Consider the following 22,764-nt stretch of genomic DNA (forward strand, 5'->3'; position numbering starts at 1 on the left):
GGGCAGTGCCGGAGCCAAGATTTTGAACAATTCCATACTACAATAAGGGTTGGCTTAACAGCACTGCACAGCAGCCGATGTTTCCCATCACTTACTACGAACAGCACGCCGCCCGCCTGGCCGAACAATACGAGTCGCTCGCCTTCGAGGAAGTCCACGCGAATCTCGTCGACCTGCTGCCGGCGCCGGGCGCCACCGTGCTCGACGTCGGCGCCGGTTCCGGGCGCGATGCCGCCTGGTTCGCCGCACAAGGCTACGATGTGGTGGCCGTCGAACCATCAGACGCCATGCTTGCCCAGGCGCGGTCACGCCATCCTTCGAGCCGGATCCGGTGGCTTTCGGACGACCTGCCCGACCTCGCCAACGTCCGACGCCTCGGCCTGCGCTTCGACTTCATCCTGCTGTCCGCAGTCTGGATGCACGTCCCGCCGGCGGCGCGCCAGCGTGCGCTGCGCAAGCTGGCCACGCTGCTGGCGCCGCAAGGCCGGATCGCGATCAGCCTGCGGCTCGGCACGCCCGACGACGAACGCGCCATGCACCCGGTCTCGCTGCCGGAACTGGCGAGTCTTGCCCGGCAATTCGGCCTGCGCACCGTCCACGTCAGCGACAGCCGGGACCGGCTGGGACGGACCGAGGTGTGGTGGACCAACGTCGTGCTGGGGCTGCCCGACGACGGCCTCGGCGCCCTGCCCTTGCTGCGCCACCTGATCCTGGTAGACGAAAAGTCGTCGACCTACAAGATCGCGCTGCTGCGGGTGCTGGCCCGCATCGCCGATAGCGCGGCGGGCCTGGCGCGCCACGAGGCGGAGTCGGTGGTCGTCCCCCTGGGCCTGGTCGCGCTGTTCTGGCTGCGCATGTTCAAGCCGCTCATCGAACACAGCCTGCCGCAGATGCCGGCCGGCCGCCCGGCCTTCGTCACCGACAATTTCACCTCGCTGTTTGCCGTGACGGCGGTCGAACTGCGGATCGGCTCCGTATTCCGCGACCGGACGGCGAAGCACCTGCACCAGAGTCTGTCCGAGATCGCGCAGGTGATCCGCAACATGCCCGCCAACTATCTGCGCTGGCCCGCCAGCGACAAGCCGATCTTCGAGGTCACGCGGCGGCGCCAGATCCCGACGCCGTCGCCGCTGCAGATCGACGACATCTTCCTGTGGAGCCTGGGCGACTTCCGCATCCCGCTCGACATCTGGCAGGCGCTGACGCACTACAACGTGTGGATCGAACCCGTGCTGGTGGCGGAATGGGTCAGGCTGATCGACGCCTATTGCAACGACGGACGGCCCGACATCCGCACCCTCGCCCATGTACTGCTGGCGTGGGTGGACCCGGCGCGCGACACCGGTTTCGCCCGGGCCGCCGTCGAGCGCCTGCGCGCTGCCGGCAAGCCGGTGTATTGCGTGTGGACCGGTGCGCGCCTGCGCGACGAGTATGACGTGGACCATTGCTTTCCGTTCGCCGCCTGGCCGTGCGGGGACGCGTGGAACCTGATGCCGGCTGCACGGCAGGTGAACAATCAGAAATCGAACCGGCTGGTGACGCAGGCGGCGCTGGAGCGTGCCGGCGATGCCATCGGCGCATGGTGGCAGGATGCCTTCCTGAGCCAGGGCGATGGGCAGCGCCGCCAGTTCTTCCTGGAAGCGTCGCAGACCTTGCCGCTGCTGGTGGCCGATCCGGGAACGGAGGATGTCATCGATGCGATGAAGGTGCATCGCATCAGGCTGGAAAAGGATCAGGGGTTGCGGGCTTGGGAACCGGGCGGTGTCGTCAAGCGGAGTCGGGCTGTGGTCGACAGCCCGGTATGAGTTGATTACCGCAGATTATGCGGCGATTGCGAGTGCTAATCGCCGCCTGGCCGACTATGCCGCTACCCTACCCGAACGCTAAGGCGAACGTCGAGCAGTGCCATAGCCGGAGACACCGCATCATGTGAGTGATGCTGGAATTGGCATGTAAGGAAAACAAAAAAAGCCCTTGATTTACAAGGGCTTATCGATAAATTCTGGCGGAAGCGGTGAGATTCGAACTCACGAACGGGTTCCCCCGTCGGCAGTTTTCAAGTCTACAGACTTATCAATTAAGAATCAATAACTTGGATCGTTTTCGTTTCCGTAAGTAGTTGGATTTCGCCATTATTTTTGCCCGGAAGCGCTTGATTTGATGGGGTGGTTGCGGAGACGATTTTGGCTCAGTATCCGATGATCTGGACCGACCATTCTTGCTCGACACCGGCGCCCGTCTCCTTGTCCCGCTCGATCCCGTGGAACAGCATCATGTCGACGCGCATGACGGTGAGCTGCGCATGCTCGAGCGGCGGGATGATCGGGCGCATGTGCTCGTCGTCCTGCTCGATCAGGATCGCGGTGACGACGGCGCCGGTGGCGCCCACGCGGAGCTCGCCCTCGTAGCCTGGATCGTCGGTGATTTCGTTGGCGGGCCGGCGCGCGCCGCCCGTGCGAAGGCGCTTAACTATGCTGTACATTCATCCAGTATAGCAGCCTGTCCGGGCGCAAATCCTGCGCCCTGTCCTCGCGTACGATGGCGCCCATGACACCCCGCACCGACCTCATCACCGCCAGCAGGGTCGACCTGGCCCTGATCCTCCTGCCGGCAATCACCTGGCTGCAGGCGTCCTGCATGTTGGCTGCCAGCGGCGTGCCGGTGGAAGTAGCGGCGCGGGTGATGGCCCTGCCACTGGAACGGCGCATGATCGACGCTCTGCGATTCAGAACAATCGCCCCATAGTCGCAGCGAACTCATAAGGGTCACGAGCGTTCTTCTTTAAATTGCATTTCCGGCAGGCGATGACTAGATTGCGAACCTCATGCTTACCGCCTTTCGCCAACGGAGCGTAGTGATCCACGTGGTACAGCTTTGGGCATTTAATGCCACACCAGTAACAAACTTTTCGGGCGGTCTGCTGCCAAGCGCAAATCATGGCAGTTGGATCGCCGCCCAGCTCCCGCTGTCGTCGACGCGCCTTATATGCTTTCTTGGTGGCGCGCACCTTCTCTTTATTCCTGGCGACCCAGGCTTTGGCAGTAGCCAATCGTTGCTCGGAAGTTCGATCTTGGTAACCACGCTTCCGCTCTCGAATTTTTGATCGATTGACGATAGCATAATTTGCGTCATATACCTTTTTTGCAACTGACATAGAAATCTCAGCAAAGCAGTCAACGCAACTTCCACTTTTCGTGTACCGCATGCCGCTATGGCCGCGCAGACACGATGTGCCTTTGTACTTGAGCGCCCCACTTTGGATTGCAAATTGCCGGGCCGCATGCGCTTCGCGACGAGGCCTCGCCTTCTCGGCTCGCTCTTCGATCCTACGTTCCATAGCGTGCTTAATTTCGGCCATGGAGCGCCTAAATCGCATTACGGATAAACTCTCGATCGGCTTTTCCCTGTACCGCTTGAGGCAAGAGAGCCGGCTGCACTCTACGCATTTCCCGCCGTTCGTGAATCGGTTAGCAAGATGTCCATGGGCGCAGGGCCGCCCTGTAAAATACTGGCTCTCCCCTTGCCTCTCCGCCTGACGTCGCACCTCATTCGCCGCCCGCGAAAATGCTGATTTATCGGCATAATCAGGATCACGGCGAGCCCTGCGCTCCCTCTTCTTGGTAGCGGCATTCGGGTCTGAGTCGCGCCGGACCTTCTGCTTCCGGCGCTCTTCCTCGATATTCACGTGATATCTCGCAAGCTGTCTCAGCCTCGCACACTCACAACAACTTCCGTTGACCTCCAGACGTTCCGATAAATGCCCATTTTTGCATGGACTACCTGTGAAGTATCGCTTCAAGCCTTGCGTGCGAGCTGCGGCTCGGGAAACTATTTCCATCGATCATTTGTGAATGGCCAATAAGTCAGAAGTTTACGCCTTTTTACTATTGGGCGTCCGCTGCGGCTTTCACGGCGTCGTAGGCGACGATGCAGGCTTGCAGGCCAGTGATGGCGCCGTCCCGGGTCTGCCGCAGCCATTCAAGATCTGCTGCAGCTCGTCCGTCGAGATCAACTCGGACCGGGCCTCCCGGATCCACGCCGGCAGCGGCGGCACCTTCACCTTGCTCGGCCGCAGCAGCCGGACAGGCGCTGGCGACGGCGACTGACATCCGGCGACGGCCAGCAGCAAGATCAGACTGCAGAGCAGTCGAACGTTCTTTTTCATGGGACAGCTCCGATTGAAGTTTGGCCAGGTGCGCCAGGGCGTCGTCGAGCGCGACCTGGGCGGCGCGCACGAGCGCGTTGACGCGGTCCAGCTCGGCCTTTGCCTGGGCGTCGCGTTGGCGGTCGATCGCGTCGCGGCGCGACCCTTCCATGGCGATGCCGGCGCCGATCAGGTGCGCGCGGTATGCCAGCGCGCCGGCGGCGACCGCGGCGCACAGCGCCAATATGGCGGCCCAGCGCGACACGCCCAGGCGCGCCAGTATGGCGGCGATCACGGCAGCCCCTTCAGGCACACGTCGCGCTCCGCGGCGCGGCGCTTCGTCAGCCCGGGCAGGCGCACCAGCACGCCAGCGATGCGCGCGTTGTCCCAGCGCGGCAACTGGTTGCAGGCCGCCGTCAGGATCAGCGCGTCGGCCTTGGCGTCGCGGTAGGTGGTCGCGCTGTACTGCTGCAGGTAGCGCGCGGCCGTCGAGTTCTTGGTGTCGCAGGCGATGGTCGGCCCCATGTTGAACACGGCGTCACCGAACGCCGCCAGCACCGGCTCGGGCAGGCCGGGCGCACATCGGTCGACCGCGCTGATCGCGGCGCCCATGTCGTTCGTCAGCCATTTGCTGCACTGCTCAAGCGAATACACCACGCCGGCCTGGACGTCCTTGCCGGTATGGCCGTAGCACGCGGTGAGCACGCCCGGCGGATCGCGGTACGCGACCTGGCGCAGGCCTTCGGCCGGCACGGCGAGTGCGGTGGCCAGCGCCGCGGCGAGCGCCAGGCGGCCGGCACGCTTCGGGGCTTGATCAGCCATGCGCCACCTCCTTCGCCGCCGCCGGGCGCGCGCGGCGCGCGGCGCGCACGACGTTTGCCACCACCACGACCAGGCCGACCCACTTGTAGACGTTGGCCGGCAGGTACGGCGCCAAGCTCGGCAGGTAGTCGCTCACGCCCTGCAGGATCTGGTCGGTGTACGGGAACGCGACCAGCAGCATGGCATTCAGCCACACGCCGGCGGACTGCCGCCAGGCCTTGATTCGATCTTTCATGGATTGCACCTTGTTTTCGAAGGGATTGATCATTTGTTCACCGTGGTAACGACGGCCTGCCACAGCGCCATCAGGACCCAGCCCAGGCCGGCCATCACCGTGGCGCCGGCGGCCTTGGTCAGCGCCTCGCGCACCAGCTTGTTGCGCAGCTCACGCCATTCGATGACGGACTCGTGGTAGCGGCGGTGACCCTCGACGTCGTTGGCGGGGAAGCCGGACAACAGTCGGTTGGTCGAGGCGTCCAGCTTCGTCACCTTGCCGTCGAGGATGTCGGCGCGCGCCATCAGCTCCAGCTGGCCATCGCGCAGCTCGGCCAGTACCTGCACCAGGGCGGGGCCGCCGAGGCGCGCGGCCTCCTCTTTCCATTGTGGGTTCATCTATTCGGGCTCCTTCGGGGCGGGCGTAAAAAAACCCGCATCAGCGGGCCGGGTGGTGTTGGTGTCGCGGTAGTCCGCGGGAAGCTGGGAGCGCGCTCGCTCCGATTCGTACGCGCTTCGGCAGTGGTCGACCTGCCAGAAGAACACCCGGTCGATGGTCGGCCGCAGCCAGGCGTACGGGCGGACAGCGCGCAGGCGCCAGCAGCGCGCCGACATGGTCTCGTCGGCGTAGCCGCCGCACGCAGCATTGACCAGCTGGTCGACCGCAACGGCGATCTGGAAGGCGCGGCTCATTCCGGCCACATCAACTCGGGCAGCATGGCCAGCAACTCGTCGACCGTCGGGCGCGGCATCTTCCCGACCTCGACGTCGGCCATCAGCTGGTAGCAGCGCGCCCACACGGCGTCGCGCCACTCGACGCAGGCCTGGCCCTCGGCCTTGAACCGCGGCACGGTCGAGGTGGCGTACGTGCAGGCCGACAGGATGCCGTCGTAGCGGCGCTCCTTCGGCTTCGCGTCGAGCATGGCCTGGACGGCGGCGGTGTAGTCCAGCACCTCGGGCGGCGCGGCCGGTGCCGGCGGGGCCAGCTCGACGCCGTCGCGCGCTTCGTTGGCGCGGTAGGTGCACCAGTTGAGGGCCACGGCCGGTTCAACCGGGATCATGCGGTCGGCGTGTTCTTCCGGTGGCTCTTGAATAAAGCAGCCGTCGAGCGATCCGTCAGGCAGGTAGGTGACGTAGGTTTCCATAATCAACCGATCTTTTTGAAAATCAATTCGCTATAAACTTCGACCATTCCGTTATTAAGCGCTTGCCCGCCGCTGGCATTTGCAGATAAGGCCAGACCCAAAGCGAATTGAGTGCTTGCGGATAGAGTGAATCGCCCTTTGAAAAAAGATTTTAGCGAAGCACCAGAACCGTTATTTGTTTCGCTTGATCCAATTGCAGGGAACGAGCCCCCACTGGTAACGTTTCGTAAGAAAGAACGGAAATTTACCGACCCGGTGTACACGGTTGCCCAACCTTCAAAATCGTAAGTGCCGGCCGGGATAGTCACGATATATGAACCTAACGATGCTCCTGAAAGGCTATTGACAAGCACCGTGTTGAGCGCGCGGTTTTGGTTGTTGGTGTAGGTTCCCGCATTCGTTCCGCTGGCGGCTTGCTCCTGCACCTGGATCATGGGGGCAATGAGGTCACCAGCGGCACCCTTGTCGCCGTTTCGTGAGCACATCATCAGGACCGATTCTCCGGCCGCGATTGCTGCTCCTTGTTGGCTTACAAAAGTTACGCTCAAGGTAAGTCGGCTGTATGCAGCATCTTCTGCATAATCGTTGACACGGTACGAAACCCTGCGGCTTGGATCGCCTAATACGACAAAAGTGATGTACCCCCGCCGTGGAGTTGACCACCCCGTAGAAAATAGCTCAGTCAGCACATATGCCAAGTTACCGTTACGAGAATCCAACGAATTGAAATACAGAATGCTAACGGAATTTTGCGCTCCCGGAATTGAAAAGCGGCCAACACCATCTTTTACTGTATTCGGGTCACCCCACCCGACGAGAGGAATAGCATATGCTCCGCCTGCTGCGATCGAATTCAGGTTTGCAGTGGTGGCATTGATCTGAGCCACCATGGCTTTTTGTGCCAAAACGAATGCTGCCGCTTTCGCGTTGAACTGCTGCGGGGTGTCGCTGGCGGGGTCCGGCGCCGCCGGCAAATTATCGATCATACAAGTCCCTTCCATTCAATATGCGCGGTTTTGCCGCTGTTCGTGACCGGCACGCTCCACTGCGCCAGGAATCCGTAGGAGTAGGTCATCGAATAATCCTCGGCGCCGATGATCATCATCTCGACGTCGGTGTACTGCCGCAGCAGGCGGTAGACCTCGGATTCGAAGCCGGCCTGGATATAGATCTCGAAGTTCAGTGTCTTGGCGTTGTCGCGCCGGACCATGGTGACGTTGCCGAAGGTGTCCGTACTGGGCGAGGAGTAGCTCAGCACGCCGCCCGTAAAGTCCCATGCGGTCTGGCCGATCGTGCGCGACTTGCCCAAGATGCAACAGCCGATGCCCGCCGTGCCGCCAGCGCTCTCCACCGTGATGGTCAGGTTCGACCCGATGTATGGCGGGATGCCGTCGAATATCACGTCGCCCTCGCGGATCGGCTCCTCGTAGAACCAGTCGTACCAGGTCAACACGTCGTGCCGCTGCAGGTTCTTCGTCTGGCTGTAACCGCTGTCTGCCTGCGACAGCGTGGCGCGCGCGCCCGACACGTTCAGCAGGCCCACCGTGTTGACCAGTTCGCCAGGCCTGATCACCACGGTAACCGCCTCGGGCGCGCTGGTCTGGCTGTTCACTGCCTTATCGAACATCAGCCACCGGTTGGTGGCGCCCAGCGGCGTCCAGGCCGTGTCGTCGGTCACGGCGCGGCCGGTGTTGTTGGCGATGAGCGACTGGTACGTCTTGAAGGTGGCCGGGTCGTACACCGTGGCGCCCTTGCCGTACGTCGCCGAGCCGCTGTAGGGCGGCTCGTTGATCGGCACGCTCGAGGACACCAGGCCCGGCCCGGCGCCGACGGCATCGCCGGCGACCGGTACCGGCCGGATCAATCGAAAATCTGCTGATCCCATTCTTTAATTCGCCTCCGTGGTGGTGACCATCTTGTTGCCGCCGCGCGTGACGCGCTCGAGCGTGTCGGCCATGCGCTTGGTGTCGCGCCGGGCCTGCTTGATGTCTTCGCTCTGCTGCGCGATCGTGGCCTGCTGCGTCGCCACGGTCGCCGTCAGCCGGTCGACCGCGGCAGCCAGCGCCTCCGCGTTGCCGGCCGGGCTGGCCAGCGCCGCGAACAGCGCGCGGTTGTCCGCTGCCGGGATGATCCGCTCTCCCTTGTGGACCATGGCGGGCATGTCCTCTGGGATGTAGTTCGTCCCGATCGCGAACGGGTGCAGCGCCTTGTACTCGGCTGACTGCTTGATCGAGTCGCGGATGGTGTCGATCGGCGCGCCGGTGCCGACGTAGTACTGCAGTCCCTCGGCATCGGCCGGCCGGCCCAGGAGCTCCTGGTACAGCTGCCGCACGCGCGCCTCGGTGGATCCAGCAATGCTCGCCTGGATGTCCGCGATCGACACGCCGCCCAAGGCCTGGTTCTGCCAGTACGTCATGCCGCCGGCGTCCGCCGCGCGCCCCAGACTGGTCTGGTACGCGCTACTGATCGCCGAGGTGGCGGCCACCAGCGGATTCGCCTTGGCACCTTCCAGCGCCAGCTTGAAGCCGTCCATTGCCTGGGCGATGGTCAAGCCGGTGCTGTCGATACCCTTGAGGATGGCGATCTGCCGCTCCTGCGCCTCCAGCATCTCGTTCAAGCTGTCCAGCTGCTGCTGGTCGACCGACAGCGAATCGTCGGCCAGGCCGCCCAGCTCGGCCAGGTCGTTCTTCGTCGTCAGCAGATCCTTCATGTAATCCGCGTACGTGCTGAACTGGCTCGCCGAATCCTTCGACAGGACGCTGAGCGCCTTCTTGAGGCTGTCGGCATCTGGCAGCGCGCCGGTTGCCTTGGCCGTGGCCAGCGCCGCCTGGATCTGCGCCTGGGCATCCTTGCGGTTGACCTCGTCGCTACCGGGCGGGTCGATGCTATCCAACGTCGACTTGATCGCATCGGCCAGCGCCTTTTCCTGCTGGATCCGCTTCGTCAGCTCGTCGGTGGTGCGCTTCGTTACTTCCTTCAGCACCGACAAGGCGTTGTCCAGGTTGCCCAGCACATACGTCATGCCGTCCTTCTCGGCGTTGAGTGCGGCAATCCGGTCGTACAGGGCGCGGTTGCTCTCGTCCAGGGCGGCGCGCTCCTTCTCATTCAGCTGGACCGATGTCATGGTCAGCTGGTCGAGCTTGTCCTGCAGGCCCTTGCGCTCGTCCAGCACCTCCTTCTGCGCATCCTTCTGCTCCTGCAGCGCATCCTTGTTGGCGTCGGCGATCGTTTTCAGCGCCGGAGCTACCGTCATCAGGGTGGTGTACGCCTGGGCGCCCGCCTCGGTGGTGGTGTCCAGGCCGACCACGAAGTCGCGGAACGTCTTCATGGCATCCTCGCCCGCCGCTGACAGGCCGTACTGCGCCAGGATCGGGGCGATGCGCTTTTGCAGCGAAGCAGCCTGCTCCTCGGCGCTGAAGAAGTTCTCCAGGAAGTACTGCCCCTGGCTGGTGAACTTGTCCAGGCCACCGGCCATTTGCACCAGGCGGTCGCGCGCCGCGATCGACGACATGCCGACCAAGTCGAAGGTCTTGTCGAACGAGGCGAACACCACGTCGACGGCCTGGTATTCGCTGGCGATGCGCGCCAGCGTTTCCAGGTAGCCCTCGCCCACCGCCTGGAACTGGTCCAGACCGCCCACGGCAAACTGCGCCATGTCGTCGCCCAGCTTCGAGAACACTGATTCCAGGGCTTTCTGGATCTCGTCCGCGCTCAGCCCTTTCAAGCTGACTTGGCCGATGTCGATCACGAAGCTGTTCAGCTTGGCGGTGAAGTTGTCGCCGGACACGCCCAGCACGGCGCCCGCTGCCTTGATACTGTCGGCCATGGACGTGATGATGGCCGTGAACTGCTGGTTGGCCGCATCGTCCAGCGGGTTCGACTGGGTGCTGGTCTTGTCCTTGCGGAACCAACCACCCGACGTCGTGATGTCGGCGTACTGGAAGGCCTTGGCGCCGTCGGCCAGGATGCTCTGCAGGCTGGCCGCGTTCAGACTGAAACCGGAATCGGACACGCTCTGCTTGCCGCCGAACACCGATGTGTACAGCTTCTGCACCGCCGGGATCTTGCTGGCGATGACGCCGACCAGGGCGCCGACGAACGGCGCGCCCAGCATCAGGCCGATCTCGGCGCCGGTGGCGACCATGTCGGCCTTGGCCAGGGTGGTCGAGCCGGCGCCAGCCTTCAGGTTCACGCTCGGGTTGGCGATGTCGGTGCTGCGCACCAGCTGGCTGGCGAAGCTGGCCACGCTGCTTTCGATGTTGCGCAGCGACGCCAGCATGCTGCTGCTGATCGCCAGACCCTGGTAGGTGTTCTTCTCGACCAAGTCGAGCGACTTCTTGATCGACTCCGATTTCGCGTCGCTGTCGCCCAGCACCGAGCCGGTGCCCTGCGACTTCTGGCGGTCGGCTGCGGTGGAGTTGGCGCCGCCCACACCACCGATCGCCACGCCCAGGCCGGCAACCACTGCCGCCATCGCGGCCATGCGGCCGAACGCGGTGTACGGGTCGCCCTGGCCTTGGCTGAGCACCGCACTGATCGCTTTCGGCACCAGCTCGGCCGTCGTCATCGCCAGCTCGGCAGCGTGGAACACCTGCGACACCGCCATCAGGCTCTGATAGCCGCGGCTGTGCTCGCCGAAGAACCCGGCGGCGGCGCTGGCCAGGTTGCCGTAGCCGGCCATCTGGTTTTGCGTATTCCGCTTGTTGATCTTGTCGAGGTCGTCCAGATATTGCTCCTGGGTGATCGTCTTGTTCTTGAAAGCCACCTCAGCCTCGGCGCGCGCCTTGTCGTTCCTGGCCTGCTCGACGCCGTACGACTGCATCGCCTTGATCAGCTTGCCCATGGAGTCCGCAGCACCGCCGATAGCGCCCTTCAGCGATTTGCCGAACGCGTCCGCCTTCGTCGGATCCAGATACTTGTCCACCTCCTTTGCCGCCTTGCTGCCGGCTTCCGCATTTGCGCCGTCGACGAGCAAACCGGACAACGTCTTACGGCGTGCAATCTCCTCGTCCAGGTTGCTCAGCCTGATCTCGAACAGCGCGCGCGACTGGTCGTCAAGTTCCCACTTGACCAGGCCATCGCGCAGGTAATCCGCGTCGCTTTTCAGCTGGGCCGTGTTCAGGTCGACTTGCGCCTGCTTCGCCAGCTCGATCTGCTCCGGGGTCTTGCCGATTTCGGCGTTGTGCTCCTTCTGCTTTTCGATCTGGTCATCCAGCGCCTTGATGCTGGTAACGCCGGCGCCGAGGGTTGCCGTGTAGGCGTCGTGGTACAGCTTTTCCGTGCGAAGGCGCGCTTCTTCCTCGTCGGTGAGGGTGTCGTACTGAAATTTCCGACGGGCCGCCCGCTGCTTGCCGAGCAGGTCGTTGATCGCCTTGTTCGTCTTTTCCTGCTCGGCCTCGGTCGAGTTGTGGTGCGCACGAAGCGCGGCGATCTCCTGGTCGTACATGGCAATTTCGATGCCGGCCAGGAGGTCCAGGTTGTTCTTCCGGTTTTCGTAGAACTCCGCATCGCTCTGCTCGCCAGCACGGTGACGCATGTCGTCGAGCTTCATCAGGTACTCAGTTTCCTGCTTCGCCTCGGCAGCCTCCCGCTGGATGCGCGCGAGGTTGTCCTGCATGCGAGTGTTGTCGGCCTGATCGACTTTCGGCTTGCGCTCGCGCGGTTCGCTGTCGCGGAAGTTTGGCGTGCCCTGGTACACCTCCTTTGCCAGCTTCGCCTGCGCAGCCTGCTGCACCTCGATGCTCTTGCCAGCGTTGGCGATCAGCAGCGCCTGCGAACGGGCAGCGTAATCCTGGTCGACCTTCAGGCGCTCGTCGGCGTCCTTCTTCTGCTTGGCCTGGCGCGCCGCCATACGCTCGTTGGCGGCGCGCTCGAACCGGTCGAAATTCCCGCTCAGCTCGGCCTGGTGCGCCACGTAATCGGCGTTTTCCTGCGCCAGCGCCGCCTGCCGCACCGACTCGATGCGGCGCACACGCTCGACGGCGCCTTTCTCGGCCATGCCGTTGCCGCTGTCGCTGACCGCCTTGGACTGGGCGTCCGCGTCGGCGTTGATAGCCTTGCGCGCGTCCAGGTGGCGCGCGAAGGTATCGAGCTTCTGGAACGTCGTGTAGGCGTTGCCGACGGTGTTGGCGATGCCAACGAATATGCTGGTCAGCTCGCGCCCCCAATCCGCCAGCTGGCCGTTCTTGGCCAGCTCACTGATCTCGCCATTCGTGTCCTTGAGCCCGTCGATCAGCGCCATCACGGCAATCGTCAGCGTTTCGCTGAACACCTCACCGAAGGTGGTTTTCAGGTCCTCGGTGTAGCGCTTCATCGAGGTGATCTGCTTGCTGGCCGTGTCCATCGCGGCCTCGTAGGTGCCGGCGATGTCGGTACCGCGTTCCAGCACCGCGTTCAGGCGCGCCTGCACGCGCTCGTTCTCGGTCAGCTCCAACGTGCTCTTGCCGAGCGAGGCGGCCATCTGCGCGTAGGCCGCCTGCAGATTGACGTTGATGCCGATGTTGCGCAGGATCAGCACGTTGCCGCGCGCCACGCCGTTCACCAGGCGCTCGAAGGCTTCGGACGAATTGATGTTGCCGATGACGGCCGCGTCCTGGGCAATGCGCGCCAGTGCCGACGCGTTGGACAGGTCAATGTGCGCCTGCACCAGCTTGATAACCGAGTTGCGCGACTCGGTCATGGTGATGCCCTGCTTCGCCACGCCTTCCGACGCGGCGTCCATCTGCGTTTTCGTGTAGCCAGCCGTCCGCCCAACCACGCCCATCACCACGTCGAGCGTCTCGTAGCGCGCCGCCATCATGGTGGCGTCCTTGACGTACTCGCCCACCTTCAGCGCGGCGTAGGCGCCGGCCAGCAGCTGGATGCCGCCGGCCAGCAATGTAGTGGCGTTCTTCTCTTCTTCCTTGGCCTTCGCGGCGGCCTTCATTGCGTCCTCGTGCGCCTTCACCGCGGCGATCGCCTGCCGCGTCTGCTCGGTGACGCCGGCCTGCGCCGCCTGGTAGGCCATCAGCTGGGACCGGGTCATGCCGATCGTGTCAGCCTGCTGCTTGAAGCGGTCGATCAGCTGGGTCTGGGTCAGCGTCAGCTGGCTGGTGGCGCCGCCCATTGCGGTCGCCTGCGCCGCGGCCTGCGCCATCAGCTTCTGGGTCTTGGCGATCTCGTCTTCCAGCGCCTGGAACGCCTTGATCGCGGCCGGCTCGACGCTGTTGCCCATTTCCTTGCGCAGCAGCGCCAGGTCCGCCTGCAGCGCGCGCAGCTTGGCGCCGAGCGGGTCGTACTGCGCCAGGATGCGCTGGGTGTCGGCGGACATGGCGACGGTGCCGTCCTGCACCGCCTTCATGGACGCGGCAACGCCCTGCATGTTGAGAATCTGCAGGCGCTGGGTCTCGGCCAGCGTGCGGCCGGTGTTGACGGCCGCCGCCTGCGCGCTGGTGGCGGCTTGGGTGGCCGTCGTCACATCGTTCAGGGTGGATGCTTCCGCCATCGACGCGGCGACCATGTCGCGGATGCGCGCCGTGGCCTGGGCTTCGGAGGCCGCCAACTGGTCGGTGAAACCGGCCTGCGCCGCCTTCATCTGGTTCAGACGCCCCATCAGCGTCTCGACCTCGCCGCCCACGCCGTTGAGCGTGGCCTTGTACTGGGTCAGCTGCTGGCTGGTCATGCCGAAGGTGGCGATCTCCTCCTGCAGCTGCGCCACCAGGCGCGCGCCGGCCTGGGTGGCCTGGCCGTGCGACTCGGTGACGCCGACCATCGAGTTGATCATGGCCTTGGCGCCGGCGTCGACCGTGCGCACGCCATCGGCCATGCCGGTCTTGAGTTCGCTGGTCTCGGCGGCCAGGTTGATGACCAGGCCGCCGACGGTTACTGCACCTGATGGCATAGCGGATTCCCTAAAAAAAATCCGCCGAAGCGGATCGATTACTTGCCCGCCTTGCGACGCTGCTCTTCCTGCCGCGCTGCAGCGGCCTCATGCCACACGTCGAGCGCCGCGCGCTCCATCACCTGGACGTCGGCCATCACCTCGAAGCGGCGCTTGCGCTTGCGCGACACGCCGACCTTGTCCATGTGCATGAACAGCACCGCATGGTTCAGGCCACTGCGGTGCGATTCCATGCCGCCGGTCCACTGCCACTGGGTGGCCATGGACGTGAACACGGACACCGACTGGGCGTTCTCGGCGTAGATCTCGAAGTCTTCCGCCTCGTCGTCTTCGCCGGCCCACTTCGCCTGCTCGGGCACGGCGATGCCCAGCACCGCCAGGTCGTCGTCCACGCCGGGGCCATCTGGCTTGCCGCCGCGCGCCCAGAACGCGGCGGCTTCCTTCAGTTTTTTGCGCGGGCGCCGGTGGTGATCTCGGCCATGGCCGTGTTGATGGCGCGCAGGATGCTCACGCCGTGCGCGCTGCGCGCCGCGGCCAGCAGGTTGTCGCGGTTGAACTCGATCGGCGTCTTGCTCTCGTCGGCGACGCCCTTCCAGCCGACCATGGTCTTGAGTATGCTGTCGACCGCGCGCTCTTTCCAGGCGCTGGCCGGCTCGTTCTCGTCGAAGTTTTCCGGGTTGGTCTGCTTGGCCTCGGCGGCCAGCGCATCGCGAGCGTCGTCGTTGAGCAGCTTGAAGATACCGGTGAATTCGAACTTGTTGATCTTGCCGTTGTCGGCGGCGATTTCGACCTTGACCGGCCAGTTGATGGTTTTGTCTTCGGTGTTGGTGATGACGATGAACATGGTGTTTTCCTTTTCGCGGGAGGATGTGGTTGTGCCCGTGCCCGCCGCCGCGCCCGCGATAGGCGACGGCGGCTGGTCGGTGCTCGGTATGCCGGCGCGGGGCCGGGTATTACATGAAGGTGAGCGTGAGCTCGTCGTTGCCGGCGTTCGGCACCAGCACCAGGCTGGCCTGGATCATGGCGATGCCGTCTTTGTCGCTGTAGTTCGGCTGGGTGATCTGCGCGCGCGGCGCGTCGACCTTGACCTTGTTGCCGGCGACGGTGCCGTGGGTGATCGACAGCGAGCCGGTGGCGGCGTTGCGCGCCGCGGTCCACCAGTCCTTCGCCGCCACCGTGGTGGCCTCGAAGGTGATCGAGCCGGCCGGCTTGCGGTCGGTGATCAAAACCTGCTCGCTGCCGCCTACCAGGGAGCGGAATACCACCGAGTTGGCGATGTCGATCGACAGGTCGGACAGCACCAGGCCGGCGAAGCCCTGCAGGGTCAGGCCGGTGGTGTTGACGTTGTTAACGATCAGCGGCAGCTGGTAGGCGGTGAACACGACGCCGGTCGGCGCTGCCGCGTCGACTACCGGCGAATACAGGCCCTGGAACGAGAACTTCAACATCGGGATGTTCTGCGCCGAGTAAGTCAGCGACACGCTGCCGCGCGAGCCGGTCATCTTGTGCAGGACGCCATCCTGGTTGAAGTAGTTCGTGATCGACTCGAAGCCGCCCGACACCGGCGCGTAGATGACGCTGTTGCCGGCCGAGATGGTCTCGGACAGGCCGCAGGCGCGCAGCAGCGGGCCGAACGCCGGCGCGGTACCGGCGGTGCCGGAGCCGGCCAGCTCGACCTCGATTTCCAGCTTGCCGTAGACCGAGCCGGCCAGGTTTTCCGAGTTGCCCATATACGGGCGAATCAGGTCACGCGAGACCAGATTGGTTTCCATCGGCGTGACGTTGATGCTGTGGCACAGGACGGCGTTGGCGGCGCCGGTGGGCACCGGGTCGGTGCCGTAGGTGGTTTCGATCTTCGACAGGATCGTGCGTTTGCGGGTCAGCTGGGGCATGTGTTACTCCGTCGCGTTGGTCGGTTCGGCCGGCTGTTCCGGCGAAAAAAAACCCGCAGCAGCGGGCTTCTCGGTTTGCTCCTCGGCTTCGTCCGGGGGCGTGGTGCGCGCCACCAGGGTGCGCTTGCCAGTCTTGGGGTCGAGCGTGTAGCTGCCGCCCAGGCCTTCGTGTTCGTCGTTCACGCGATACCTTCCATGGTTCGGTACTTCAGGTTGTAGGTGACCTGGGTGATGCCGCAGGCCGGATTTTCTTCGTCGATGCCGCGGCTGATCGGCCCGACCGCCAGGTCGATGACCGCGCCACCCAACGTGCGATCGGCGTACAGCGCCGCGTGCGCCGCCGCGCGCGTTGGCTCGGGCGCCATCTTCGGGACGTCGCCGTCGGCGCCGATCAGCAGCAGCACGGTCAGGTTCCAGTAGACGAAGCCCATGCCCACCACCGGATCCGGGTATTCGTCGCCGCAGTCGAGCAGGATGCACGGATGGTCTTCGAAGCTGTACAGCGCGGCCGTGTCGTCGCGCACGCGCAAGCCGGCCGCCGTGAGCGCCACCGCAATCGCGGCGAGGATCTGCTGGGTTTTCGTCATGGCTCTCGGTAATGGATGGTGAAGCTCATGTGGTTGAACCAGACGCCGACACCAGGCTGGCCAGCGTCCGGGTCATCCAAGTCGATGTCGCTCTCGTAGAAGCAGTCGTCGATCGGCACGCCGGCGACGGTGATCTTGCGCTTGCGGTCCAGCGCCTTGCGCACCTGGGCGACGATCAGCACCGCCTCGGCGCGGGATTCGGCCCAGGTCGACACCTGGAACGAGGCGCGCATCAGGCCTGGGTTTTTCACCGCGCCGCGCGCGCCGGCGCCGCCCATCTGCTGGAACGTCACCGCCGGGAACACCGGCGGGTCGTCCAGCACCTCCGGGTAGATGCGATCGCCCACCAGCGCGGTCAGCCCGGGCGCCGCCTGCAGCAGTGCCAGTACAGCGGCGTGCGCGCTCATCCTGCGACCTCGGGCAGCTTGTCGCCGACGGCCTGGATCACGATGTCCAGCGCCTCCTGCGCCTTCGCCTCAATGGCCGGCTGCATGAACGGGTGGGCCGGCGTGTTGTTCGTCGACGCCGCGCGCGTGGCCTTCAAGCTGACCTTGCTGCCGCGTAGCGCCTGGCCGGCCTTGCGGTTGATGTGGCCCTTCTCGACCCACAGCGCGTAGAATGCGGCCTTCGTGCCGAACTTCTTCGTCTGCGCCGCCGTCAGGTCTCCGGCCACCACGCTGAACACCACGCGGGTGGGCGTGCCGCGGCGCGGCGTCACACGGATCGACGCCTTCAGCGCGCCGGTGATCTCGTCCGGGCCGTCGGCGGTGTTGAAGTTGGCGCGCGCCTGCGCCCGCACCACGTTCGCGCCCTTGCGCAAACTGGCGCGCAGCACGTTCTTCACCAGCCGATCGCTCAAGCCATTCATGCGCCCACGCAGATCGGCCAGGCCTTGCACCTGCAGTTCAGCCATTCGCCGGTCCTTTCTTGCACATCAGGATGAGCCAGTTTCGGTCGTGCTCGAGCACGGCCTGGATGTCGTAGGTGAAGCCGCCGTGCAGCACGCGCATGCTCGGCAGCACGCCGGCGCGGCGCCGGATCCCGATCTCGGTCTGAACCGTGTTCTGGGTGCCGCCGGCCGCGACGTACTGTCGGCCGGTGATGTCCCGGACCCACGCCCACATCTTGCCGTCGCCGCCCAGGACGTTGGCCCAGGAGCGCGCCGGCGCGTTCAAACCATCACGCGTGCCGCTCCTGGCCTGCAGTGTCACGCGCTTGTCGAGTGCAAAAGCTTGCGTCATCCGCCGTACACCCTCAAACCGTCGAGTAACCGGCCGATGAAATTGGACCGGACCGTTTCCTTGAATTCCTTCGTGACTGGATCCCACTGCTCGGCCAGGCGCGCCAGGATGTACAGCCGGGCGCCCGGTGGAGTGGTCGTGGCATCCGGCCCGTAGCCGGCGGTGTAGTCGACGTCAACCACGTGCACGCGCGGCGCCGTGGCCGGCCAGGCCCGGCCGCTGGCCGGGATAACGTAGCCGGGCTCGGTGATCTTGTCGGCGTAGTAGTCGACCGGTGCCAGCGTCTGCGGCTGGCCGGCGGCGTCGATGAACTTGACGCTCTCGACACTGAAGGTCGGCGTGCTCAGGCAGATCGCATCCGAAAACTGGTCGAGCGTCACGCGCATCGGCCGGTTGACGAATTTGCGACCGGTGGTGTGTTCGGCCTCCACCGTGATGCCGGCGATCCAGATCGCCAGTTGCGCGTCGAACGCGGTGTCGTCCTGCTCGATGCGCAGCACGTCCTTGGCGTCGGATAGGGCGACCGCCAGCACTGCCGGCGGGGCGATTTCTCGTGTGGTCATCGGGCGCTTCCTTGGATTGCGGGTGGCCGGGCACCGGTCTGCTGCGGTCCGGATGCTTCCGGCGCGCGGGCATATGTTGTAGCCGGCACGCCGGGGGCCTGGCCCGCGGTCGCCTGCAGCACTTCGTTCGGCACGGTCGGAAGTTGGGAGGCGTCGATCATCAGTTGTCTACCCGGTTGAAATAAATCGTGCGGTCGAACTGCTCGCTGTTGGCGCAAGTCACGCGGAAAGTGCAGAAGTTCGAAGCGTTGGGGGCCGTATCGAATCCGCCCAGCTTGACCACGATCTTCGTACCCTGGATGGTCGGACCTTCCAGCACCGCCACGCCAGCGACCACGCACTGGACGGATGCCGCCGTCGTCGCACTGTCGGTCAAGTCGTTCGTGACGTCGGCCACGTAGTAGCGCTTATCCTCCGGGTCCTTGTCGATGTACCACTTTCCATCTTTCGCGTATGGGGCGGATGCCATTAAAACCTCACTATTCTAGTGCCGCCGGCAAAGGCGACTACTCGCGCGCCACCTTCAAAAACGACGATTCGTGCCATGGGCACTTTTGTTACGTCGACGCTCCCCGCCGGCGGCTGAGTCGCTGGTGCCGTCGTAAGCGGCGCAGTAAGCGGGGCCGAACGGTTCCCGGCGGCATCGTAGGAGCGGACGCGCGCCGTGTAGTTGGTTGCCGGCGACAGGCCTGACGGGTCAGCTACGCGAGCGGCTCCAACATCGACCCAGGACGGCACCCCTGTGTCACAGCTGAATTCATAGCCGGCGACGGCTACGTTGTCAGCCGCTTCAGGCCAGGCCGCATGCGCTCCAGACGACGTGATCGACGTCAGGGTGATTGCACCTGACATGGTCGGCGCCGCCGTGTCGAGGGCGGCATTGGTGGTGAGCGGCGCGGTGAGCGCGCTCGACCGATTGCCAGCAGCGTCGTATGCCCGCACCCGCGCGGTGTACGCGGTACTAGCGGACTTGCCTGAGATGTCCAGGCTCAGGACACTTCCGACATCGACCCAGGCCGGCGTGCCAGTATCGCAGCTGAACTCGTACCCGGCGACGCCAGTATCGTCAGATGCCGCCGGCCAGGCCGCGTGCGCGCCGCCAGCCGTAATCGCTGAAATTACAAGCGAGCCGGAAAGCGTCGGCGCGGTCGTGTCAGTCGGCACCGGCGTAGACGCTTGAGTGCTGGTCGAGCGCGGCCCGCCGACTGCCGTCATGCCGACAGCGGAAAATCCTGTCATCTGTCATGCCTCCTGTGGCACTTATCAATACATCAGCGCAGCTCAGCAATTCCCGTGTAGCATGTCGCCACTTCATTTCGAGAGTGCAGCATGAATTGGCTTTGGAACTACCTCAATAGCAATTTCAGCAGACATACCTGGGTCGCCGACGGCGTCGATCGGCGCCGATGTTCGAACTGCGGTCGAGTTGAGGAGTACGACGAAATCGCCAGCGTCTACGGTTCCGTCTGGGACACGATCAACGAAGGAGCGCCGGGCCGCTGCCGCCTGCTCCAGAGAGGGTAGTCGCCAGCCCTACCGCACTGGCAGCCGCCGGAGCCCCGTGGCGCAATACTGCGCAATAAGGCCGTATCCCAAGTCGTTGCAGTGGATGGTTTCCGCCATGTAAGGCGACATCACCGCACTCATCGTCGGCCCTGTATAGGTGAAGACCCCCCGCGCGCGCACGTCCACCAGACCCTTGCAGCCCATGGCGCGCCAGTTCGCGCGTAAGTAGTCGTCATACGCCTGCAGCTGCGCGTTGCCGTCTGGAATGCTCCAAGCCTCAATGCCGAACCGCGGCAGCGTTGTCATCATCACGATGACCCAGTCTGGATGTGCAGCCAGGCGCTCCTTCACGTACGACGCCATATCGGCGGCAGCGGCCAAGCCGGTCTTTGCAGACCCGTTGTTGCAGACAGTGTTCGTTCCCTCCCACGCCAGCAGAATGTTCTTTTTGCCGGCGACGTACGCTCCGTCGGCGTACTGCGAGCCGCGGCCGCGCATCTGATTGATGGTCTGGCCGCTGACGCCGATATTCGTAACCGAAACCGCGCCACTCAGAGGCGGCAGCGCCGCCATCTGAGAAGGCGTGGATTTAGCCTGGCTCGACGCTTGAAATCCAGCCACCAACGAGTTGCCGTCGAAGACGACATTCACGCCGGCGCCGGAGTACCGCTGGAACGCGGAACTGGACAATACCGGGCCGATCATGAGATTCCCATGGTGGTAACGTTCTGCGCGGCGGCATTGGCGCCGGAGACATCCACTTGGAAGTAGACGGCCCCAGTTGTCTGCCCGCTCCAGGTGTAGAGCGACGCGAAACTCGTAGGCGCGCCAGCGCGCGCGATCTCCGCGACGAAAGAGGACCCGGCGCGGCGCAGACGAAGGATGTCTCCCACCTGCGCAGTCACGCCGCTATTCACACGCCCACCAGCATCGCCATTGGTGATGACGTTGTACTTGTTGTCCGACTGTGTATCGATGTAGACCGCCATCAAAGTGCCAGAGTACGGCACCTTCGTCGACCCGCTCGTTACGCTGATGAGCATCCCGATGTCGGATGCCAGCGCATTGACACCGAAGGCCACTGACCCATCAGTGCCGGCCGGCAGCACTTTCGACACGCCTCCAGCGCCATTCAGCCAGTTCCCGGCGCGGCCCTGATAGGTGTACGGCCCAGCGCCATTCTCGGTCACGTTATTCAGCGAATTCAGGCGCGCATACGTAGTCGAGGCGATGGCATTCGAGTCGTTGCCATTTCCATCTAGACGCCACAAGGCGATCAACCCGCCTTCAGTGCTCGACACGGCGACGGCTGATGGCGTGAACGCCGCGCTACGCTTGATACCCGAGTAGATCGCGACTTCATCGATTTCCCCGCTCCAGTTGAAGCCGGTGTTGCCGCCGAAAGCGCGCACGCCGAACGGCGCTGAAGTCGAGATCGTTCCGCGTGTCGTGTTCGAACCTGCCAGCGCTCCGTCGATGTACAACGTGCTACCGGTGCCCTGCGGATCGATGTTCAACGAGAAGTGGTGGTACGCGCCGTCGTTCACGGTCACGTTGGAGTTGATCACGATATCCGGCGTGCCGCCAGAGTCGCCGCCATAGTGCGCTGTCGCCTTGCCGGTGTCGGTAGTGCCGACCCACAGGCCGTACGAGCAGCCCAAGGCCGCCTGGACTGCGGCGGTGGTGGTCTTGGCCCAGAACTCGACGGTAACCGGGCCGGACGCCGGCAGCAGATTGGCTGCCAACCCGTAACCGCCACTCAAGCTGCTCCCGAATTTGCCCGAGGCGTTGAACGTGGCATTCGTCAGGCTCAACGGATTCCCGGATCCGGACCCGGTCTGCGAATTTGCCACGCTGGCAGTGTACGTGATGCTGCTCGGGTTGGTCAGGCCGCCGTTATTCGTGACGCTAATCGTTTTCGCGCCAGCAGCATTGGCCGCGTAAGTCACCGTGGCGCTCGGATTGGCGGTCGTCAGGCTCACAGTTGCAGGCGAGAACGAGCCGCCGGCGCCGCCATCGTTTGGCGTCACAACTATCGTACCGGTGATCGCGCTGCCAACTGGGCTGACGCCGATGGTAAACGCGCTGGAAGCCTGCGACACGGCCCCGCTGGTCGGCCCCGTCAGGGTGATGGCAGATGCCGGCACCGGGATGGGGGCAGCGTTGACAGCTTGCGACACCGAATACCAGGAATCGGCACCGTCGCAGAAAAATTGGATCTGGTTGACGATCCCATTGCGATTATCGTAACCGATCGAACCACCCCACTCTTTAAAACCGGAGAAGGCCGGAGCATTCACGCCGTCAGCAACGAGGCGCAGGTACGCCAGCGCGCCACGCACTGCACCGGCGGCCGGCGTAAAAGTCAATGCGCTGGAAACGGCAGTCTGCGGCATGTAGCTGCTGCCGACGCGGCTCAATGGGATGGTTTGCGCGAACGCGATGTCGTAGACGCCAACCAGAGCGTTGACCTCTTCCGCTACCAGTACGCACTGCACGGCCTTGGCGCCAGCGCCGAAGTTGACCTTGACGCCCGGGCCGGACGAACCGTTCAGCACCGTGTCGCGGGAGAAGGTCGTCGGGGTCAGGATGGTGCAAAGGGACAGTTCCCAGTCAGTACCGGATTCGTCCTCAATGCGCAGCGCGACCTGCTTGCCGTTCGGGATGTCGGATAGCGGCCGGGCGCGCGCCGCAGCTGCGCTGGCCACCGTCGCATTTCCGGTACCGATCGCAGCCGCGGTCGTCGAGGTCTTGATGCAGTTGTAGGTCATG

Annotated in this window: 26 protein-coding genes; 2 read left to right on the top strand and 24 right to left on the bottom strand. The window is 64.3% G+C overall.

All coding sequences use genetic code 11. The features are described 5' to 3' along the window. Positions 1–77: 77 nt before the first annotated feature. Positions 78–1,805, top strand: coding sequence for a class I SAM-dependent methyltransferase (locus HH212_RS26085; RefSeq protein ID WP_170205110.1), 1,728 nt, complete (start codon positions 78–80; stop codon positions 1,803–1,805). Positions 1,806–2,188: 383 nt separating this feature from the next. Here the strand turns inward: HH212_RS26085 and HH212_RS26090 are convergent, their stop codons facing one another. Then, on the bottom strand, positions 2,189–2,482 hold the full coding sequence (locus HH212_RS26090) for a hypothetical protein (RefSeq protein ID WP_170205111.1): 294 nt from the start codon (positions 2,480–2,482) through the stop codon (positions 2,189–2,191). A 65-nt stretch (positions 2,483–2,547) separates the two neighbouring features. Here HH212_RS26090 and HH212_RS26095 point away from each other — a divergent pair, with 65 nt between their 5' ends. Next, positions 2,548–2,745: a hypothetical protein gene (locus HH212_RS26095; protein WP_170205112.1), complete on the top strand. Its 198-nt coding sequence runs from the start codon at positions 2,548–2,550 to the stop codon at positions 2,743–2,745. On the opposite strand, the gene HH212_RS26100 is transcribed toward HH212_RS26095, so the two are convergent. The 23 genes from HH212_RS26100 to HH212_RS26210 form a co-directional block, all read right to left on the bottom strand. Continuing rightward, positions 2,726–3,358 (bottom strand): HNH endonuclease, encoded by a 633-nt coding sequence (locus HH212_RS26100; protein WP_170205113.1) that lies wholly within the window; start codon positions 3,356–3,358, stop codon positions 2,726–2,728. The two genes, HH212_RS26095 and HH212_RS26100, sit on opposite strands and share 20 nt — an antisense overlap. 526 nt (positions 3,359–3,884) lie before the next feature. Then, the gene (locus HH212_RS26105) at positions 3,885–4,439 is read right to left on the bottom strand and encodes a lysis system i-spanin subunit Rz (RefSeq protein WP_170205114.1); all 555 of its coding nucleotides are present in this window, start codon (positions 4,437–4,439) and stop codon (positions 3,885–3,887) included. Further along, positions 4,436–4,966 carry a glycoside hydrolase family protein gene (locus HH212_RS26110; protein ID WP_170205115.1) on the bottom strand — a complete coding sequence of 177 codons (531 nt, stop codon included), beginning with the start codon at positions 4,964–4,966 and terminating at the stop codon, positions 4,436–4,438. Before HH212_RS26110 ends, HH212_RS26105 begins: the two co-directional genes overlap by 4 nt. Next, a complete protein-coding gene (locus HH212_RS26115) occupies positions 4,959–5,201 on the bottom strand; it encodes a hypothetical protein (protein WP_170205116.1) in 243 nt (80 codons plus the stop codon). The genes HH212_RS26110 and HH212_RS26115 overlap by 8 nt, the downstream gene beginning before the upstream one ends. A gap of 29 nt (positions 5,202–5,230) precedes the next feature. Beyond that, positions 5,231–5,578, bottom strand: a complete 348-nt coding sequence (locus tag HH212_RS26120) for a hypothetical protein (RefSeq protein ID WP_170205117.1) — start codon at positions 5,576–5,578, stop codon at positions 5,231–5,233. Continuing rightward, the gene (locus HH212_RS26125; protein ID WP_211172424.1) at positions 5,579–5,872 is read right to left on the bottom strand and encodes a hypothetical protein; all 294 of its coding nucleotides are present in this window, start codon (positions 5,870–5,872) and stop codon (positions 5,579–5,581) included. It abuts the gene before it with no gap. Then, positions 5,869–6,324: a hypothetical protein gene (locus HH212_RS26130; protein WP_170205118.1), complete on the bottom strand. Its 456-nt coding sequence runs from the start codon at positions 6,322–6,324 to the stop codon at positions 5,869–5,871. The genes HH212_RS26125 and HH212_RS26130 overlap by 4 nt, the downstream gene beginning before the upstream one ends. A 2-nt stretch (positions 6,325–6,326) precedes the next feature. Next, positions 6,327–7,310: a hypothetical protein gene (locus HH212_RS26135; RefSeq protein WP_170205119.1), complete on the bottom strand. Its 984-nt coding sequence runs from the start codon at positions 7,308–7,310 to the stop codon at positions 6,327–6,329. Then, positions 7,307–8,188, bottom strand: coding sequence for a hypothetical protein (locus HH212_RS26140; protein WP_170205120.1), 882 nt, complete (start codon positions 8,186–8,188; stop codon positions 7,307–7,309). The genes HH212_RS26135 and HH212_RS26140 overlap by 4 nt, the downstream gene beginning before the upstream one ends. A 24-nt stretch (positions 8,189–8,212) precedes the next feature. After that, entirely contained in the window at positions 8,213–14,203 is a 5,991-nt protein-coding gene (locus HH212_RS26145) for a hypothetical protein (RefSeq protein ID WP_170205121.1), read from the bottom strand. A gap of 38 nt (positions 14,204–14,241) precedes the next feature. Next, positions 14,242–14,595 carry a DUF1799 domain-containing protein gene (locus tag HH212_RS26150; RefSeq protein WP_170205122.1) on the bottom strand — a complete coding sequence of 118 codons (354 nt, stop codon included), beginning with the start codon at positions 14,593–14,595 and terminating at the stop codon, positions 14,242–14,244. Positions 14,596–14,645: 50 nt separating this feature from the next. Next, entirely contained in the window at positions 14,646–15,047 is a 402-nt protein-coding gene (locus tag HH212_RS26155) for a hypothetical protein (protein ID WP_170205123.1), read from the bottom strand. Positions 15,048–15,156: 109 nt separating this feature from the next. Then, on the bottom strand, positions 15,157–16,095 hold the full coding sequence (locus HH212_RS26160) for a phage tail tube protein (RefSeq protein ID WP_170205124.1): 939 nt from the start codon (positions 16,093–16,095) through the stop codon (positions 15,157–15,159). A 3-nt stretch (positions 16,096–16,098) separates the two neighbouring features. Continuing rightward, the gene (locus tag HH212_RS26165) at positions 16,099–16,278 is read right to left on the bottom strand and encodes a hypothetical protein (RefSeq protein ID WP_170205125.1); all 180 of its coding nucleotides are present in this window, start codon (positions 16,276–16,278) and stop codon (positions 16,099–16,101) included. Next, the gene (locus HH212_RS26170; protein ID WP_170205126.1) at positions 16,275–16,682 is read right to left on the bottom strand and encodes a hypothetical protein; all 408 of its coding nucleotides are present in this window, start codon (positions 16,680–16,682) and stop codon (positions 16,275–16,277) included. The genes HH212_RS26165 and HH212_RS26170 overlap by 4 nt, the downstream gene beginning before the upstream one ends. Further along, positions 16,679–17,089, bottom strand: a complete 411-nt coding sequence (locus HH212_RS26175; RefSeq protein ID WP_170205127.1) for a DUF3168 domain-containing protein — start codon at positions 17,087–17,089, stop codon at positions 16,679–16,681. Before HH212_RS26175 ends, HH212_RS26170 begins: the two co-directional genes overlap by 4 nt. Then, positions 17,086–17,595 (bottom strand): HK97-gp10 family putative phage morphogenesis protein, encoded by a 510-nt coding sequence (locus HH212_RS26180; RefSeq protein WP_170205128.1) that lies wholly within the window; start codon positions 17,593–17,595, stop codon positions 17,086–17,088. The genes HH212_RS26175 and HH212_RS26180 overlap by 4 nt, the downstream gene beginning before the upstream one ends. After that, entirely contained in the window at positions 17,588–17,923 is a 336-nt protein-coding gene (locus HH212_RS26185; RefSeq protein ID WP_170205129.1) for a phage head closure protein, read from the bottom strand. The genes HH212_RS26180 and HH212_RS26185 overlap by 8 nt, the downstream gene beginning before the upstream one ends. Beyond that, complete coding sequence (locus tag HH212_RS26190) at positions 17,920–18,486, bottom strand: head-tail connector protein (protein WP_170205130.1); 567 nt, start codon at positions 18,484–18,486, stop codon at positions 17,920–17,922. Before HH212_RS26190 ends, HH212_RS26185 begins: the two co-directional genes overlap by 4 nt. 160 nt (positions 18,487–18,646) lie before the next feature. Then, positions 18,647–18,955, bottom strand: coding sequence for a hypothetical protein (locus HH212_RS26195; protein WP_170205131.1), 309 nt, complete (start codon positions 18,953–18,955; stop codon positions 18,647–18,649). Continuing rightward, entirely contained in the window at positions 18,955–19,725 is a 771-nt protein-coding gene (locus HH212_RS26200; RefSeq protein ID WP_170205132.1) for an Ig-like domain repeat protein, read from the bottom strand. The genes HH212_RS26195 and HH212_RS26200 overlap by 1 nt, the downstream gene beginning before the upstream one ends. Positions 19,726–20,019: 294 nt before the next feature. Next, on the bottom strand, positions 20,020–20,697 hold the full coding sequence (locus tag HH212_RS26205; protein WP_170205133.1) for an SGNH/GDSL hydrolase family protein: 678 nt from the start codon (positions 20,695–20,697) through the stop codon (positions 20,020–20,022). Continuing rightward, positions 20,694–22,763 (bottom strand): LamG domain-containing protein, encoded by a 2,070-nt coding sequence (locus HH212_RS26210; protein WP_170205134.1) that lies wholly within the window; start codon positions 22,761–22,763, stop codon positions 20,694–20,696. The genes HH212_RS26205 and HH212_RS26210 overlap by 4 nt, the downstream gene beginning before the upstream one ends. Between the last annotated feature and the right edge of the window lies 1 nt (position 22,764).

Origin of the sequence: Massilia forsythiae, assembly GCF_012849555.1 — a bacterium.
GTDB classification, from domain to species: domain Bacteria; phylum Pseudomonadota; class Gammaproteobacteria; order Burkholderiales; family Burkholderiaceae_D; genus Telluria; species Telluria forsythiae.